Raw genomic sequence first — 16,987 nt, 5'->3', positions numbered from 1 at the left:
AAGCGGTTTGCCGATCAAAGCGCAGGGTTCGCGTAATAGTGCCAGGTGAAGATCGCCATGGCGCCTCTGTGCGGGCTCCAGCGGGTCCCCAGTTCGCGGCACTCTTTCTCCTTGGGACGCTCGTCGAGGTCGAGCAGGCGTTTGACGCCCTCCTGCACCGCTAGGTCGCCAGCTGGCCAGATGTTGGTGCGGCCTTCTGCGAAGAGGAGGTAAATCTCGGCTGACCAGCGCCCGATACCTTTGATCCGGGTGAGTTCTTCGATCGCTTCTTCGTCATCGGCGGGCATATTGTCGAAGTCCAATTCGCCGGCATCGACCAACTCGCAAAGGCTGCGCGCGTAACCTTGTTTTTGGCGGGAGAGCCCGCAGGCGCGAAGAGTGTCGAAGTCGCGCTTTAAGATGCATCCGGGGGTGAAGTCCTCGCCAACCTCGGCCACCAGCTTGTTCCACATCGAAGCGGCGGCCGCGACTGACACTTGCTGGCCCACAATTGTGCGCATCAGCGTCTTGTATCCGCGATCGCGAAGGCGCGGTTCGGGATAGCCGATCCGCGCGAGTTCTTCTGCGACCCTGGCGTCCTTCGCCGCCACCGCATCCATCTCTGCGCGAATAATCTCAGCTGTCAGACCCACATATCTCTCCCTTGCCGCATCCCTAGGTTGCGTTTCGCAATGGGAACTCCTAGCTGAGAGCCGAATTTTTCCAAGAGCGCGTTCTTGCGCTCAACCAATCAGATAAGGACACGAGAGAGCCCATGCCCAAGCTGGTCGTCACCAATCGCGAAGGTGAAACGTCGGAAATTGAGGTCGAAAGCGGCCTGAATGTCATGGAAGCTATCCGCGATAATGGCTTTGACGAGCTGCTGGCGCTGTGCGGTGGCTGCTGCTCATGCGCGACGTGTCACGTCTATGTCGACCCTGAAACAGCTGGTCTTCCTGAGATGAGCGAAGACGAAGACGATCTGCTGGAATCCAGCGATCATCGCAAAGACGGATCACGCCTTTCGTGCCAAATCCCACTCAGCGATGCGCTTGACGGGCTAAAGGTAACTATCGCCCCTGAAGATTGATGTTGTTTGCGAGCGGGCAGGCAAACGCCTAAATCGCCCCTCATGAACATCACTCAACCTATTGGCGATACGCTCGCCCTGATCGGTAACACTCCGCTTGTGCGTCTGGCTGGCCCTAGTGAGGCCGCCGGATGCGACATTTGGGGCAAGTGCGAATTTGCCAATCCCGGCTCGTCCGTGAAAGACCGCGCAGCGCTCTATATGATCCGCGATGCCGAAGAACGCGGCGAGCTAAAGCCCGGCGGCACTGTGATCGAAGGGACCGCGGGTAACACCGGTATCGGCATCGCGCTGGTCGCCAATGCGCTGGGCTACAAAACGATCATCGTCATGCCCGATAACCAGTCCAAAGAAAAAATGGACACGCTTCGAGCATTGGGCGCGCAACTGGTGCTAGTCCCGCCGACCAAATACGCTGATCCGTGCCATTTCCAGCACGTTTCTCGCCGTATGGCTGAAGAAACGGAAGGCGCGATCTGGGCAGGCCAGTTCGACAACACCGCGAACCGCCGCGCCCATATCGAAGGCACTGCGCCGGAGCTGTGGGAGCAAACCGGCGGTAAGATCGACGGATTTACCTGCGCGGCTGGTACAGGCGGCACGATTGCTGGCGTTGGCATGGGGCTCAAAGAAAAGAACCCCGACGTCCGCATCGCTCTGACCGACCCTCATGGCGCCGCGCTCTATAATTACTACGCGCATGGCGAGTTGAAAGGCGAGGGCTCTTCAGTAGCCGAAGGGATTGGGCAAGGGCGCATCACGGCCAATCTTGAAGGCGCACCAATCGACACGCAGTTCCGTATCTCTGATGAAGAAGGCATGGTCTGGGTTGAGCGCCTGCTGCGTGAAGAGGGGCTTTGCCTTGGCCTATCCAGCGGCATCAATGTTGCCGGCGCAATCGCGCTGGGTAAGCAATTGGTCGCCGAAGGGCGCGCCAATCCGCAGATTGCTACGATCCTGTGCGACACCGGATTTCGCTATCTCTCAACGCTCTACAATGCAGAATGGCTCGCTGAAAAAGGCCTGCCCGTCTTCGATTGGCTTGAGGCGCAAAGCGATTGATCGACAGGCCAGCACAGCGCCGCTAATGATGCGGGCATGGCAAAAGGCAGTTTCGATAGATTTGTGAAAGAGGCGCAAGACCCGCCCCCCGAAGGCGCGCCCTTGGGCGGGACCAAAGCAGAGGCGACACAGCGCCTGCAAGTGGGACTTGCGGGCATTGGTTCGATGGTGCTGCTGGTGGGCCTTGCCAGCATAATCGGCAGTCAGGCAGATCGCACGGATGAGGCCGCTGTGCCCGACGCGGCCCCCACAACTGAGCCGAGCGAAGCGGCTCCGCAAACTGATCCGCTGGCGGATGCAGGGATCGTGCCCGATATTCCCACAGAGCCTGACGAGACCAGCGAAGTGGCTGATCTGCCCGATCCATTGGGTGATGAGGCCGAGGCACTCGAAGATGTTGGTGCACCCGGAATTGGCGAAGATGGCGCTAAGCAGGAGTAGATGGCCTGTAGGGGCGCTCGCTTTGATGCTGAGCGCTTGCGGTCAAAGTTCTGCTGGCGGACATGACCACGACGAACAGGGTGTGGCCGGGGGCATTTCGCAAGCTTCGGATGCTTGCGTCTCGGGCGAGCCACCGCCAGCGCTCGGCCTTATGACAAGCTTACCATTGGTCTGGCCTCTCGACGCATCTTTTGAGGACATCGCGAATGGCTCCGCTCAGCGGCCTTGGCAGGCCGTGGTGATGAGCCAGTGCTACACCGTTCTGCCCCTTGATACGCTTTCGCCGATTGCAGGCCTTTCGCCAAATGATCCCGAGACCGACCCGTTGGAAGGTCTGGAGCGGCTTGCGGTTATCCAACCGCGCGGGTTGTCACCGGCGGATAATGTGGCGCTGGATAAATGGGTGAGGGCAGGGGGGCAGCTTTTGCTGGTGCTCGATCCGATGCTGACGGGGCATTACGAACTGCCGTTGGGCGATCCGCGCAGGCCGACGGACACTGCGCTTATTCCGCCGGTTGTTGAGCGATGGGGAGTCGCAATCAGCTTTGACCCGGAGCAGGATGAACGCCCCTATCAAGAAGGGGTCGGTGGTAAGCAGTCGACTTTTCATTTGACCGGGCAAGTCAAGCTCTTAGATCCCGGAAATGAGAATTGCGGTGTATTTGCACGCGATGTGATCGCCAGTTGTTCAATTGGCGATGGTTGGGTCACTATCATCGCTGATGCTGCTCAGTTTGAGGGGGCGCATGGCGGTGAAGTTGTTTTGGATGAGCAGGCCGACGCATTGCAGGCAATCTTGTCTTATTCCTACCAGTCTTATGGATTGGGGAAATGACGGGACATACGTCCATTTGGAGTCGCTGGATTCGGAAAATTGCGGGATTTCATGGGGTTCAGACCGGGAATTTAAGGGATTCTTCGCATCGAGGCTTGTGGATAAGCAATTTGTTACAACATAAAAATCAAAGTTAATCAGATATTTACCAAGTAATCCCGTGATTTCCCTAGAAATACCCTAGAAACCCGTCCGGTTCCCCGATATGTCCGGATTCCATCAAACATGGCTGTTTGCCTCGCGCCTCTCGTTTGAGTTGGCGCGCTGCTCCCGTTCGCGCGGGCGCGGCGGCAGGGAAGGTATGTCTGAAGAGGGTAATCGGGCTGGCGCAATCGCTGGTCCACTAGGGAAGGGAATTTGCGCGTGCCAGCGCCGGGAGCACTTGGAGGAGCATATAGCGGTTACGCCTTTTCGCCTGCGGGCGATAAGGGGCGTTTCGTGCTGCCTCCCGCATTCCGGAAAGCGGTGAAGGATTCATCAGGCGGGGTGAAGACCCTGTGCCTTGGCGCGCATGACAAGTTTGATTGCCTTATCGGCTTTGGCCTCTCGCGCATTGAAAGCCTTCAGAAGAAACTTGATAGCGAGCAAGATCGCGCGGTCCAGATGGGCAATGCCGATTTCGACTATGATACTCGCGCGCAGCAATTATTTGGCTTCGAGCAGCTGCCTTTTGATGACAGCGGCCGCTTCGTCATGCCCGAATATCTGCGTGATCTCGGTGTTGTGGGCGAAGGCTTGTTCTTCCAGGGCGCAGGTGAGTTCTTCCTGATCTGGAACCCTGAAGAGCTCGCGCAAATGGGCCCTGCATATAAGGGTGCGCAGGCTGCGTGCCGAAAACAAATCTCTGAATTCGAAGCCAAGCTGGCGAAGAAGGGAGGGGCAAAGTGACCGCTCCTCATGTCCCTGTCCTGCTTGATGAAGTTGTCGCCGCGATCAATCCTGCTGATGGTCTTTCGGTCATTGACGCGACGTTCGGCGCGGGCGGCTATTCGCGCGCTTTGCTTGAGCGCGGTGCGCGGGTTTATGGTTTTGACCGTGATCCCAATGCGATCCGCGATGGCGCTGGCATGGTTGCCGAATTTGACGGACGCTTGTCGCTTCACGCTGAGCGTTTCTCCGCCATGCGCGAGGAAATGGCGCGTATTGGCGTGCCGCATGTTGATGCTGTCGTGATGGATATCGGCGTATCCTCCATGCAGCTCGACCAAGGCGAGCGTGGCTTCTCATTCCAGCAAGACGGTCCGCTCGACATGCGGATGAGCGCGGATGGCGAAAGCGCCGCTGACTTCCTCAATTCCGCTGACGAAGCCGCCATTGCAGATGTGCTCTACCATTACGGCGAAGAACGCCAGTCGCGCCGTGTGGCTCGCGCGATCGTCGCCGCTCGCCCGCTTGAGACAACAGGCGAGTTTGCCCGCGTGGTTCGCCGCGCGCTCGGGCACAAACCGCATGACAAAAAAGACCCTGCGACCCGCAGCTTTCAGGCCGTTCGCATCCATGTGAATGATGAACTGGGTGAGCTTCGCGCTGGGCTGAACGCCGCAGAAAATCTGCTGCGCGAAGGCGGTGTTTTGGCCGTTGTCAGCTTCCATTCTCTCGAAGACCGCATCGTCAAACGCTTCCTGAAAGAAGCCTCTGGCGCAGGCCGCGCTGTCTCCCGCCATCTTCCCGGCGAAATTCCCGGACCGCCGCCTGTCTTCACTAAGGTCTCCAAAGCCATCCGCCCAAGCGACGCAGAAATTGAGCGCAACCCCCGCGCGCGCTCCTCCACTTTGCGTCACGCCATCCGCACCGCTGCTTCACCCCGTAAAGAAGGAGCATTCGCATGATCGTCGCAGGATCACGTATTCGTCAGATTGGTTGGGTTGCCGTCCTCGCGGCCTGTCTCGCATTGTTCGCCGTGCTGAGCTTTAACGTGCACGCGGTGAAGAGCGAAGTGCAATTGGCTGAGCGACAGATCATCTCGCTCGAGCGCGAAACACAAATGCTGGAGACCGAGTTTCAGACTCGCGCCAGCCAGCGACAGCTTGCCAATTGGAACGCGGTTGAGCTGGGTTATGAAGCGCCGCGCGCGGACCAGTACCTCGATAATGAACGCGATCTGGCCAAGCTCGGTCAACCGCTTGGCCCAGATGCCCCGTCGCCCATTCGCGTGGCACGCACCGATTTAGCTGAAGCGAACACTCAGCCGGGTGAAATGGTCTCGCCGGTCACCGGAGAGCCAGTAACGCTTGCCTCTGCCAATACAGAAGTCGCCGATGCGGGAGCCGTGTTCACCGAAGCCTTTGGCGATTTCTTGATTGAAGCCTCGCCCATCCGCACCGCCAATGCGCAAACGCCGCTTGGCAGTGCGAGCGCGATAGCGGGCGAGGTCGCTTTGGCCGCAGAGGTTAGCGAATGAACGTCTTTGCGCTTGATGGCGGACGCCAAAATGGTGGTCTAGCTTCCGCATTCTCAAGAACATCAAGCGACGACGCCGCCACCCAGGTGAGGCAGGGTCATCAAACCGCGCTGCCTGCTGGCCGAGTGAAAACGGTCGCGATGCGTCACAGCCTGCTGATCACCGCACGTCTGCGTCTGTTCGTGATTATCGCAGGATTTGTGTTTGTGGCCGCCGTCGCATTGCTGCGGATCGGCTATCTCGGCTTCGTGGGCGCTGCGCCCAGCCAGACCAGCTTGGCTGAAGCATTGCTGCCACCGCGTGGTGAAATCACTGATCGCAACGGCACGCCGCTTGCCCGCACATTCCCGGCCTATGCGCTGTGGTTCAACCCGCGGGCAATGGGCGAAGGCGAAGCGCCGCTTGTGGGTGACCCGCAAGAAGTGGCCGCGCGCCTCAAGGCCATTTTCCCTGACCTCGATACAGAGCGCACCGTCCGCATCTTGTCATCAGAGCGGGGCGGTTATCTGATGCGGCGCGTCCTTCCTGAGGATGCGAATAAGGTGTTTGAACTGGGCGAGGTCGCGTTGGAAATTCCGCGTGAATATGACCGCCACTATCCGCAAGGATCGCTGGGCGCGCATGTTCTTGGCTTTGCGCTGGAGAATGATGAGGGCCGCCTCGAAGGGGCATTTGGGATGGAGGAAGTGCTCGACGCGCAGCTTTCCGATCCTGAACTGCGCGGGCAGCCTGTGGCGCTATCCATTGACCTGCGCGTGCAGGGCGCTCTTGAAGATGAGCTGCGCCGCGGCATGCTCGCCACGCAAGCAATCGGTGCAGCGGGTATCGTTTTGGACGTTGATACAGGCGAAGTGATGGCGATGGCTTCGCTTCCTGATTTTGATCCCAACCTCGAAAGCGCGCAGCACTCACCCAATATCTATAACCGCGTGACCAACGCGACCTATGAGCTTGGCTCGACGTTCAAGCCGCTTACCGTCGCCGCCGCGATTGATGCAGGCGTCGTGCGCGATATTGGCGCATCATGGAATGCGACGCCGGTTGAGATGTCAGGCCGCGAGTTTAAGGACCTTAGCTATAAAGGTGACCGCCTGAATGTGGCCCAAGCACTGGCTTACTCATCCAACACCGTAACGATGCGGATTGGTGATGAGCTGGGCGAGGCGAAGATGCGCCAGCTGATGACCGATCTTGGCATGAGGGACGCGCCGCAGATTGAGCTGAATGCGCGCGGCACGCCGCAATGGCCGCAGGCGCGCCCCAACGGCACATGGTCGCGGCTTTCCAATATGACGGTCAGCTATGGCCACGGTATTGCGGTAACGCCAATGCATCTTGCGACCGGCTATGCCGCGATGGTGAATGGCGGCATTTGGCGTCCGGCGACCCTGCGCAAGCTTGAAGGTGGCGAAGCGCCGCGCGGGCGGCGGGTGTTTAAGGCGTCAACCTCATCTCGTATGCGCCAATTGATGCGGATGATCTCGATTTACGGCACAGGTAAGAGCGCTGATGCCGCAGGATACCGTGTGGGTGGTAAGACTGGCTCCGCTGAGAAGGCGCGCCGTGGTGGCTATGCACAAACCGCGCTGATTTCTTCGTTTGCGGCCGCGTTTCCGATGGAGCGTCCACGCTATGTCGTTGTTACGGTTCTGGATGAGCCACGCGGGACCGCTGCATCGTCTGGTCAGCGTACCGCCGCTTACACTGCCGCGCCGATTGTGGGTGAGCTGATCCCACGCATCGGCCCGATGCTGGGCGTGCGCCCTGATGCAACGCGCGATGTTGATATTTCGGATTTACGCTACCTGATCGAGGGACAGCGATGAAGCTGGCGGGGCTGATCGAGCGGGCCGGATTGGACGCGAGCGGAGCAGGCGACATCGCCGTTACCGGCTTTGCGATTGACCACCGCAAGATTGCGCCCGGTACTGTCTTTGGCGCGTTTCGGGGGGCAAATTTCAACGCGGAAGACTTCATCCCTGCGGCCATCGAAGCGGGCGCAGTGGCTGTCGTCGCTTCTACGCAAGCCAAGGTTGAAGGCGCGCTGCATATTGCCAGCGACGAACCACGCCGCACCTTTGCTCAGCTCGCCAGCGGGTTCTTTACGCCGGTTCCTGACACCGTGGTCGCCGTCACCGGCACTAATGGCAAAACCTCCAATGTTGAGATGACCCGCCAGATCTGGCGCATGTGCGGAGAGCGCGCGGCCAGCATTGGTACTTTGGGTGTGACAACACCGGATGAAAGCGTCTCCACCGGGCTGACCACGCCTGATATCGTGACGTTTCTTTCCAATATGAGCGGGCTGGCACGCGAAGGGGTGACGCATGTTGCCTATGAAGCCTCCAGCCACGGTCTTTCGCAATTTCGCAATGAAGGCCTGCGCGTAAAAGCCGGAGCCTTCACCAATTTCAGCCGCGATCACTTGGATTACCATGCGAGCATGGAAGAATACTTCGCGGCCAAGATGCGCCTGTTTGACGAAGTGGTCGAACCGGGCGGATCAGCGATTATCTGGTATGGCGGGCAGGATTGCGAATGGACTGCCAAAGCCATCGAGCATGCGCAAAAACGTGACCTGCGTGTGCTTCTTGTCGGCGAGACGCAGGGTTCTCACCCCAATGGGAACAAGCGTGACACCTACCTGCGTCTCGTCGATCGTAGCGCCACCCAATTGGGGCAGGTGCTCGAAGTGGAATTTGATGGGCAGACGCGCTCGATCAAGCTGCCTCTGATCGGCGAATATCAGGCCGCGAATGCTTTGACTTCGTCGGCGCTAGCGCTGGCGACGGGCTCTTCACCTTCGCAAGTGTTTGATGCAATTGGTCGTTTGCAGCCAGTGCGCGGGCGGCTTGAACGCGCGGTCATTTCTCCCGCTGGCGCGCCGGTCTATGTCGATTATGCACATACGCCGGATGCTTTGGAAGCCGCGATTGCCGCGCTTCGCCCGCATGTCGACAACGAAAAGGGCGGCAAGCTGGTCGTGGTGTTTGGCGCCGGCGGAGACCGCGATACGGGCAAGCGCGCGCCAATGGGCGAAGTTGCGGCCCGCGCCGCTGATTTCGCCATTGTGACCGACGATAATCCACGCGGCGAAAGCCCGCAGGCAATCCGCGCAGATGTACTGGCAGGTGCAAAAGGCGCGTCACATATCCGCGATATAGGCGACCGGCGCGAGGCAATCCTCGCCGCCATTCGTGAAGCGGGCGCAAATGACATCGTCCTTGTGGCAGGCAAGGGTCATGAACAGGGTCAGATAATCGGGGCTGGAGAGACAATGCGAGTATTGCCGTTTGACGACGTGGCAGTCGCGCGCGAATGCGCACATGAGGTGACGGCATGAAGGCTGCACACGCTCTCCTTCGCGCCTGGCCCGCTGACCGCCGCGATGTTTTGCCGCTCGCGCTGTGGGATAGCGCCGCTGTCGAAGCTGCCACGGGTGGCCGCGCAAGCCACGCTTTCCAAGCTTCCGGCGTCGAAATGGACAGCCGTGATGTGCGCCCCGGAGACCTCTTCGTCGCGCTCAAGGGCGAGGCGATGGATGGCCACAAATTCATCGCCAAGGCGTTCGCCAACGGAGCAGTTGCTGCGATCACAGACCGCCCGGTCGACTTCCCCCATGTTCAAGTTGAAGACACAACCGCAGCGCTCCACGCGCTTGCCCACGCTGCACGGACCCGCAGCGAAGCGGTGCGCATTGGGGTAACAGGTTCAGTCGGCAAAACCGGCGTAAAAGAGGCCATTTTCGCCTCACTCGACCGCGCGAGCCGAGGCGCTGCTCACCGGTCTGTGCGCAGTTACAACAATCATGTCGGTGTGCCGCTTAGCTTGTCGCGACTGCCAGCGCGCGCCAAATTTGGCGTGTTTGAAATGGGCATGAACCACGAGGGCGAAATTGCACCTCTCGCTTATCATGTTCGACCGCATGTCGCGCTGATCACAACGCTCGCACCTGCTCATATCGAGAATTTGGGCAGTATGGAGGCGATTGCGGATGAGAAGGCGCAGATTTTCACCGGCTTAGTCGAGGGTGGCACTGCGATTATCCCGGCGGATACGGATTACACCGATCGGATGGTGGCGCATGCTGAGAAATTGGGCGTGAAGATCGTGACTTTTGGCCGTCATCCTGATGCAGATGTGCGTCTGCTCGATGCAATCCCTGTTGCCAATGGCGGTTCGCTTGTCACAGCAGACCTGGGCTCGCAGCGTCTGTGTTATTCCGTGGCGGAGCCGGGCGAACATTGGATCACCAATTCGCTTGGCGTCATGGCGGCAGTGCGGGCGGCAGGCGGCGATCTTGCCAGCGCTGGCCTCGCTTTGGCTGAGATGGGCGGGCTGAAAGGCCGCGGCGCGCGTTTCAATATCGAAGCGACCGGCGGCAAAGCGCTGCTGATCGATGAAAGCTATAACGCAAACCCCGCCAGCATGCGCGCAACGCTCAAAGCATTGGGCCAAACACCTGCGCATCGTCGTATTGCCGTGCTTGGCAGCATGATGGAGCTGGGCGACTTCGCTCCCAAGTTTCACGCACAGCTGACAGAGCCATTGGTAGAGGCAAAAATCGACCATGTGATCTGCGTGGGCGATGAGATGCGCGCTCTAAGCGCTGAACTGGGGAGAAGGAGCGCCCTTTCGCTTGGCTTTGACGGCACTTTCGCGCATTGCGATAGCCCTGCCGAGGCGATCCAGGCGCTTCAGGAATTTTCCCTCACCCATGGCGACGCGGTGCTCGTAAAGGGCTCCAACTCAATTGGTCTTGGCAGGCTGGTGTCACACTTCACACAAGGCCTCGGATAGGGGAGGCCTCAAGGGATTTAGATGCTTTATCTGCTCGCAGAATGGCTTGGCTTTGAAGGGCTCTTCAATCTGGTGCGTTATCAGACGTTCCGCTTTGGCGCGGCGCTGATGACGGCATTGGTGCTGGGTTTGTTTATCGGCCCGCGCTTCATCAATATGCTGCGTGTGCGGCAGGGCAAGGGGCAGCCAATCCGCGCCGATGGGCCAGAAAGCCATCAGGCCAAAGTAGGCACGCCGACGATGGGCGGGCTGATGATCCTTGTCTCGCTCACGCTGTCGCTGCTGCTATGGATGGACCTTACCAATCCGTTTGTCTGGGCGTGTCTTGCTGTCACAATCGGTTTTGGCCTGATCGGTTTCGTCGATGATTATGACAAGGTGACCAAGAACAGCCATGCGGGCCTTTCGGGTAAAATCCGACTGCTGCTGGAATTCGCGGTGGCCGGCGTCGCGAGCTATCTGATTGTCAGCCAGATCAACACGAACCTGTATATCCCCTTCTTCTCCGACGTGGAGATACCGCTGGGACCTGCCTATTATGTCTTTGCCGCCTTTGTGATGGTGGGCGCGGGCAATGCGGTGAACCTGACTGATGGGCTTGATGGCCTTGCGATCATGCCGGTTATCATCGCGAGCGGCACCTTTGCGATTATCGCCTACCTCGTGGGGCGCGCGGATTTCAGTGAGTATCTCGGCATCCCGCATGTCGCTGGCGCGGGCGAGCTCGCCGTGTTCTGCGCAGCGATCATGGGGGCAGGGCTTGCCTTTCTATGGTTTAATGCGCCGCCTGCTGCGGTGTTTATGGGCGATACCGGTTCGCTTGCGCTAGGCGGAGCATTGGGCGCGATTGCTGTTGCGGCTCACCACGAAGTCGTCCTCGCTATCGTTGGCGGCCTGTTCGTTTTTGAAGCGCTCAGCGTCATTATCCAAGTTTTCTGGTTCAAGCGGACGGGCAAACGCGTGTTCCGTATGGCCCCCATTCATCACCATTTCGAACAGCTCGGTTGGAGCGAGAGCAAGGTCGTGATCCGGTTCTGGATCATTGCAATCATCCTTGCGCTGATCGGCCTGTCGACACTCAAACTGAGGTAGGAAAAGACCCGCAACCGCCATGATCACCTCCACTGCCTTTGCCGGGAAACGTTACGCGATCCTCGGGCTCGCGCGATCCGGCGCGGCTGCGGCAGAGGCATTGCTGGCAAGCGGGGCGGATCTGACCGTGTGGGATCGGCAAGATGTGGCGCGCGCCGCGTTCGAAGGGCGCTGCAATGTGGCGGACCCGCTCGAGATCGACCTTAGCGGATTTGACGGTGTGGTGGTTTCACCCGGAGTGCCACTCAACGCGCACCCCATCGCTGGCCATGCTGCGCAGTTCGGCGTGCCGGTGATTGGCGATATTGAGCTGTTCGCACTCGCAAGGGCTGACCTGCTGCCGCACAAGGTTGTTGGGCTGACCGGCACAAACGGCAAATCAACCTGCGTCGCGCTGATCCATCATATCCTGCAAATGGCGGGCATTCCCAGCGTTCTGGGCGGCAATATTGGCGATCCAATCATGGGCCAAGCACCCCTTGCGCCAAACGAGCAGGGTGAGGGCGTCTATGTGCTGGAGCTGTCGAGTTATCAGATTGACCTGACGACGCAGCTCGATTGCGACGTTGCTGCGCTGACCAATATCACTCCTGATCATCTGGATCGGTATGACGGTTTCGAAGCCTATGCCGCTTCTAAAGCGCGGCTGTTCGAAATGCAGTCGGCGCAGAACTTGGCGGTGTTTGGCTCGCTTGAAGCGCCCGCTGGTGAAGTCTTTGATGTGGAGAAGGCGCGCCGCGCTTTGGGCCGGGCGGTTGGTGTCAATCTTGACATGCTGCGCCCGCTTCAGCCCCATTGGCCCAGCCTGCAAGGTCCACACAATTTGCAAAATGCGGCGATTTCGATCGCAATTGTTGAAGAGCTTGGCGTGAAGCCATCGCAATGGCAGCACGCGCTCCCCCGTTTCCGCAGCCTGCCGCACCGCATGGAAGGCGTGTGCGAGGAAGACGGTGTGCTCTACATCAACGATAGCAAAGCAACCAACACCGCCTCGACCGCGCCAGCACTGGCCGCGTTCCCGCCGGATGCAAGTATTCGGGATGGCGCGCGCAGGGTCCATTGGATCGTCGGTGGCCTTGCAAAAGAGGATGGGCTGGGCGCGACTGCCGATCACCTTGGCAATGTTGCCGCTGTCTACACAGTTGGGGAGGCTGGCCCACGCTTTTCCGAACTGCTTGAAGGCCATGTGCCCAATGTTGAGCGTTGCGAACTGATCAGCGAAGCGGTCAGCCGCGCACGCGAAGCCAGCAAGTCTGGTGATGTGGTGCTGTTCTCGCCTGCTTGTGCGAGCTTTGATCAGTTCCGCGATTACGAAAAGCGTGGCGAGCATTTCCGCCAGCTTGTCGGCGTGATTGCTGAGGATGCGCAGGATTGCTCACCGGCTTTCTTTGAAAAGGACGAAGCTGCATGAGCACTGTGTTCTCCTCCCCGCGCGGCGATGCGACGTTCCATGCCCCTGTGCCTGTGCGCAGGGGGATCACAGAGCGCGTTCGGGTGTGGTGGCGTGAAATTGACAAATGGCTGCTTGGCCTTGTCATCTTGCTCATGGTGCTTGGCACCGTCGCCGTGGCCGCTGCATCGCCAGCGGCCGGTCGCCAATATGAGGTGGCCGAATTCGTCTTCTTCAAACGGCACATTGTGTTCCAGATGCTGGGCCTTGGCACTATGCTTCTGGTGTCTTTTGCGAGCCGTGAAGATGCGCGCAGGCTTGGCATTTTGATGGCTATCGGGATGCTGTTCCTGCTGTTCCTTGTACCGCTCATCGGGGTAGAGCGAAACGGCGCTCGGCGCTGGTTGGAGCTCGGCATGAGCCTGCAGCCTAGCGAGTTTTTGAAACCCGGTTTCGCGGTTCTACTTGCATGGATGTTGTCTTGGCGGCTTCGCGATGCGAGCCTGCCAGTGCTCGGTTATGCGACGCTGACGATGGCTCTGGTTGCGGCGCTCTTGATGCTGCAACCCAACCTTGGCGCGACAATCCTGTTTGGCGGAGTGTGGTTTGTGCTGGTGGTGCTTTCTGGCGTTTCGCTTGCGCGGATTGCCGCACTGATCGGCGCTGGTATCGGCGGGCTGACGGCGGCCTATTTCTTCTATGACAATGCGCGCAGCCGGATCGACAGCTTCTTTGGCGGCGGCACCGCGTTTGATCAGGTCGACCTCGCGCAGCGCACACTGCTCAATGGCGGATGGACGGGCAGTGGTTTGTGGCTGGGCACGCGCAAGATGAGCCTGCCAGAGGCGCATACCGACTATATTTTCTCCGTCATCGGTGAAGAGTTTGGCCTTATAATGTGCGCGGTGGTCCTGCTGCTCTATGTCGCAATTGTCGCGCGCGCACTGATCCGGCTGGTCGATGAAGAGAACCTTTTTGCTCTTCTTGCAGGCGCTGGTCTCGTTACCTTGCTTGGTGGGCAAGCGTTCATCAATATGCTGGTAAATCTCCAGCTGTTCCCATCTAAGGGGATGACTTTGCCACTGGTCAGCTATGGCGGGTCATCGACGATCGCGGTGTGTTTCACTATCGGACTGCTCTTAGCGATCACTCGCCGCAATCCATTTCTTGAGCGAGAGCGGCCGGGTATCAAAGACCTGTTTGCTCGCCCGACATCGGGCCGAAAGGAAAGAAGCGCATGAATAGCGAGCCACGGAAAGGCGCAAGCCGCCACTTCGTCCTCGCCGCAGGGGGCACTGGCGGGCATCTGATCCCGGCCTTTGCGCTTGCACATGAACTGCACGCGCGTGGGCATCACGTGGCGTTGATCACCGATGAGCGCGGCGCGAATATTCCGGGCAAGCCTGACTTTCTGACCGCTCACGTCCTGCCCGCGGGCCGCTTTGGCAAGAATCCGCTACGCTGGATTGGCGGCGTTCGCGCGGTGCTTGAAGGGCGCAATATGGCCTTGCGCCTGTTTGAAAGCTTTGAGCCTGCTGGCGTTATCGGCTTTGGCGGCTACCCCGCATTTCCCGCTTTGCTCGCCTCAACCGGGGCAAAGATCCCTAGCGTCGTGCACGAGCAAAATGCGGTGCTTGGCCGGGTCAACCGACTGCTGGCAGGCCGGGTGGATGCAATCGCGACCTCTTATCCTGAGATTGAACGGCTGAAGCCCAAGCATGTCGAAAAGACCCATCTGGTCGGCAATCCAGTGCGCGAAGAAGTGCTGGCGCTACGCGATGAAGACTTCCCCGTCCTGACAGAAGAAGGCTTGCTGCGAGTTCTCATCACAGGTGGTTCGCAGGGTGCGAGCGTCCTTTCCGATGTCGTGCCCGATGGTCTGGCGATGTTGCCGCCTGCCCTGCGCAGCCGATTGCAAGTAACCCAGCAATGCCGCAGCGAAGATGTCGACAAAGTTCGCGAACGCTACGCGACGCACGATATCCCTGCGGAGCTGGGCACCTATTTCGAAGACATGCACGAACGCCTTGCCGGCACGCATCTGTTTATCGGGCGCGCTGGTGCCTCAACCATTGCAGAGCTGACCGCTGTGGGGCGGCCCGCAATTCTGGTGCCGCTGCCGATTGCAACCGACGATCATCAGGCGGTTAATACCGGTGAAATCGTCAAAGCAGGCGGCGCGCGCATGATCCGGCAGGACCGTTTCACGCCGAAAGAACTGGCCAAGCAAATACAGGCGCTCGCTCAAAACCCAGCGAGCCTTTCCAACGCAGCCCATGGCGCATGGAATTGTGGACGGCCCAAAGCGGCAAAGGAACTTGCTGACCTGATGGAAAGTATGGGCGGGATCGACATGATGGACGTGATCCGCGTGGGCGAAACCGCTCCGCGTACCGCTGCCACCGCCACCCAAACTCAGACTGCTACATGCGACGCGTCAAAGGATGCGCCTGCATGAAGGGTGTCGGTACAGATATTGGCACGATCCACTTTGTCGGCATCGGCGGGATCGGCATGTCGGGCATTGCTGAGGTGATGCACAACCTCGGCTACTCGGTTCAAGGCAGCGACATTGCCGAAGGGCCAAGTGTTGAACGCCTGCGCGCGCGCGGCATCACGATCCATGTCGGTCATGCCAAGGAAAACGTGGAGGGCGTCGCAGTTGTCGTTACCTCCACCGCCGTTCGCCGCACCAATCCAGAGGTTGCCGCCGCGATTGAAGAACGCATCCCCGTGGTGCGCCGCGCCGAGATGCTGGCGGAGCTTATGCGGCTTAAATCCACCGTCGCGGTTGCGGGTACGCATGGCAAAACGACCACGACCAGCATGATCGCTGCCCTGCTCGACACGGGCGAAGTTGATCCCACCGTCATCAATGGTGGGATTATTGAGCAATATGGCTCTAACGCGCGGCTGGGCGATAGCGACTGGATGGTTGTCGAGGCCGATGAAAGCGATGGTAGCTTCCTGCGGCTCGATGGCACAATCGCGGTCGTCACCAATATCGATCCCGAACACCTCGATCATTACGGCGATTTTGATGGGGTGAAGAAGGCGTTTGTCGAGTTCATTCACAACGTGCCGTTTTATGGCGCGGCGATCCTTTGCGTTGACCACCCAGAGGTTCAGGCGGTCATTGGCAATATCCGCGATCGCAAAGTTGTCACTTATGGCTTCTCGCTTCAGGCCGATATTTGCGGCGTGAACGTGCGGCCCGTGGATGGTGGCAGCACTTTCGATGTGATCATCCGTCAGCGCGGTGAAGAGGACCGCCGGATCGAAGGCGTGCACCTGCCCATGCCGGGCCGCCACAATGTCCAAAACGCACTCGCCGCAATTGCGGTCGCGATAGAGATGGGCTGCGAAGACGAAGTTATCAGCAAAGGCTTTGGCAGCTTTAGCGGCGTGCGCCGCCGCTTTACCAAAGTGGGCGAGGTCGCGCTTGATGGCGGCAAGGCCACGATTATTGACGATTACGCGCATCACCCGGTTGAAATCCGCGCGGTCCTTGGCGCTGCGCGCGAAGCTGTTCTGGCAAGACCTGACGGAGGCCGCGTGATCGCAGTCGCTCAGCCGCATCGCTACACGCGCCTCAATGATCTGATGGACGACTTCCAAAGCTGTTTTAACGATGCAGACATTGTGTTCGTCACTCCAGTTTTCGAAGCGGGCGAAGACCCAATTGACGGCGTGAATGCAGATGCCTTGGTCGCCGGCCTTAAATCGCGCGGTCACCGCTCCGCCGCGACAACAGGCTCACAAAGCGACCTTGCAGCCACACTTGCAGGCGAAATTGCACCCGGAGACATCATCGTATGCCTCGGCGCGGGGGATATCACCAAGTGGGCGGCTACCCTCAGCGCGGCAATTGATTCACATCGGGGGGCATGAGCGGAC

General features: G+C 59.3%; 16 protein-coding genes. 15 read left to right on the top strand and 1 reads right to left on the bottom strand.

What is annotated here, in order from left to right; translation table 11 throughout:
• Positions 1–14 precede the first annotated feature (14 nt).
• Positions 15–632 (bottom strand): DNA-3-methyladenine glycosylase family protein, encoded by a 618-nt coding sequence (locus tag AC0V6N_RS09690; RefSeq protein ID WP_486171354.1) that lies wholly within the window; start codon positions 630–632, stop codon positions 15–17.
• A 122-nt stretch (positions 633–754) separates the two neighbouring features.
• Here AC0V6N_RS09690 and AC0V6N_RS09685 point away from each other — a divergent pair, with 122 nt between their 5' ends.
• The 15 genes from AC0V6N_RS09685 to murC all read left to right on the top strand — a co-directional run bounded on the left by AC0V6N_RS09685 (position 755) and on the right by murC (position 16,981).
• On the top strand, positions 755–1,069 hold the full coding sequence (locus tag AC0V6N_RS09685; RefSeq protein WP_486171353.1) for a 2Fe-2S iron-sulfur cluster-binding protein: 315 nt from the start codon (positions 755–757) through the stop codon (positions 1,067–1,069).
• A gap of 42 nt (positions 1,070–1,111) precedes the next feature.
• Positions 1,112–2,131 (top strand): cysteine synthase A, encoded by a 1,020-nt coding sequence (locus tag AC0V6N_RS09680; RefSeq protein WP_486171352.1) that lies wholly within the window; start codon positions 1,112–1,114, stop codon positions 2,129–2,131.
• 36 nt (positions 2,132–2,167) lie between these two features.
• Complete coding sequence (locus AC0V6N_RS09675; protein WP_486171351.1) at positions 2,168–2,572, top strand: hypothetical protein; 405 nt, start codon at positions 2,168–2,170, stop codon at positions 2,570–2,572.
• Between the two features lie 25 nt (positions 2,573–2,597).
• On the top strand, positions 2,598–3,407 hold the full coding sequence (locus tag AC0V6N_RS09670; protein ID WP_486171350.1) for a hypothetical protein: 810 nt from the start codon (positions 2,598–2,600) through the stop codon (positions 3,405–3,407).
• 363 nt (positions 3,408–3,770) lie between these two features.
• Entirely contained in the window at positions 3,771–4,295 is a 525-nt protein-coding gene (locus AC0V6N_RS09665) for a division/cell wall cluster transcriptional repressor MraZ (protein WP_486171349.1), read from the top strand.
• Entirely contained in the window at positions 4,292–5,236 is a 945-nt protein-coding gene (rsmH, locus tag AC0V6N_RS09660) for a 16S rRNA (cytosine(1402)-N(4))-methyltransferase RsmH (protein WP_486171348.1), read from the top strand. Before AC0V6N_RS09665 ends, rsmH begins: the two co-directional genes overlap by 4 nt.
• Positions 5,233–5,808 (top strand): hypothetical protein, encoded by a 576-nt coding sequence (locus tag AC0V6N_RS09655; protein ID WP_486171347.1) that lies wholly within the window; start codon positions 5,233–5,235, stop codon positions 5,806–5,808. Before rsmH ends, AC0V6N_RS09655 begins: the two co-directional genes overlap by 4 nt.
• A gap of 140 nt (positions 5,809–5,948) precedes the next feature.
• On the top strand, positions 5,949–7,634 hold the full coding sequence (locus tag AC0V6N_RS09650; RefSeq protein WP_486172463.1) for a peptidoglycan D,D-transpeptidase FtsI family protein: 1,686 nt from the start codon (positions 5,949–5,951) through the stop codon (positions 7,632–7,634).
• Complete coding sequence (locus tag AC0V6N_RS09645) at positions 7,631–9,151, top strand: UDP-N-acetylmuramoyl-L-alanyl-D-glutamate--2,6-diaminopimelate ligase (protein WP_486171346.1); 1,521 nt, start codon at positions 7,631–7,633, stop codon at positions 9,149–9,151. Before AC0V6N_RS09650 ends, AC0V6N_RS09645 begins: the two co-directional genes overlap by 4 nt.
• Complete coding sequence (locus tag AC0V6N_RS09640) at positions 9,148–10,608, top strand: UDP-N-acetylmuramoyl-tripeptide--D-alanyl-D-alanine ligase (RefSeq protein ID WP_486171345.1); 1,461 nt, start codon at positions 9,148–9,150, stop codon at positions 10,606–10,608. Before AC0V6N_RS09645 ends, AC0V6N_RS09640 begins: the two co-directional genes overlap by 4 nt.
• Positions 10,609–10,629: 21 nt before the next feature.
• The gene (mraY, locus tag AC0V6N_RS09635; RefSeq protein ID WP_486171344.1) at positions 10,630–11,700 is read left to right on the top strand and encodes a phospho-N-acetylmuramoyl-pentapeptide-transferase; all 1,071 of its coding nucleotides are present in this window, start codon (positions 10,630–10,632) and stop codon (positions 11,698–11,700) included.
• A 19-nt stretch (positions 11,701–11,719) separates the two neighbouring features.
• On the top strand, positions 11,720–13,111 hold the full coding sequence (gene murD, locus AC0V6N_RS09630; RefSeq protein WP_486171343.1) for a UDP-N-acetylmuramoyl-L-alanine--D-glutamate ligase: 1,392 nt from the start codon (positions 11,720–11,722) through the stop codon (positions 13,109–13,111).
• The gene (locus AC0V6N_RS09625; protein WP_486171342.1) at positions 13,108–14,331 is read left to right on the top strand and encodes an FtsW/RodA/SpoVE family cell cycle protein; all 1,224 of its coding nucleotides are present in this window, start codon (positions 13,108–13,110) and stop codon (positions 14,329–14,331) included. Before murD ends, AC0V6N_RS09625 begins: the two co-directional genes overlap by 4 nt.
• Entirely contained in the window at positions 14,328–15,548 is a 1,221-nt protein-coding gene (gene murG, locus AC0V6N_RS09620) for an undecaprenyldiphospho-muramoylpentapeptide beta-N-acetylglucosaminyltransferase (RefSeq protein WP_486171341.1), read from the top strand. Before AC0V6N_RS09625 ends, murG begins: the two co-directional genes overlap by 4 nt.
• The gene (gene murC, locus AC0V6N_RS09615; protein WP_486171340.1) at positions 15,545–16,981 is read left to right on the top strand and encodes a UDP-N-acetylmuramate--L-alanine ligase; all 1,437 of its coding nucleotides are present in this window, start codon (positions 15,545–15,547) and stop codon (positions 16,979–16,981) included. Before murG ends, murC begins: the two co-directional genes overlap by 4 nt.
• The last annotated feature ends 6 nt before the right edge of the window (positions 16,982–16,987 follow it).

It is taken from the genome of Erythrobacter sp. S57(2025), assembly GCF_057365055.1.
Note: the sequence above shows the minus strand (reverse complement) of the source record. Positions and strands in the feature narration are given on the sequence as shown.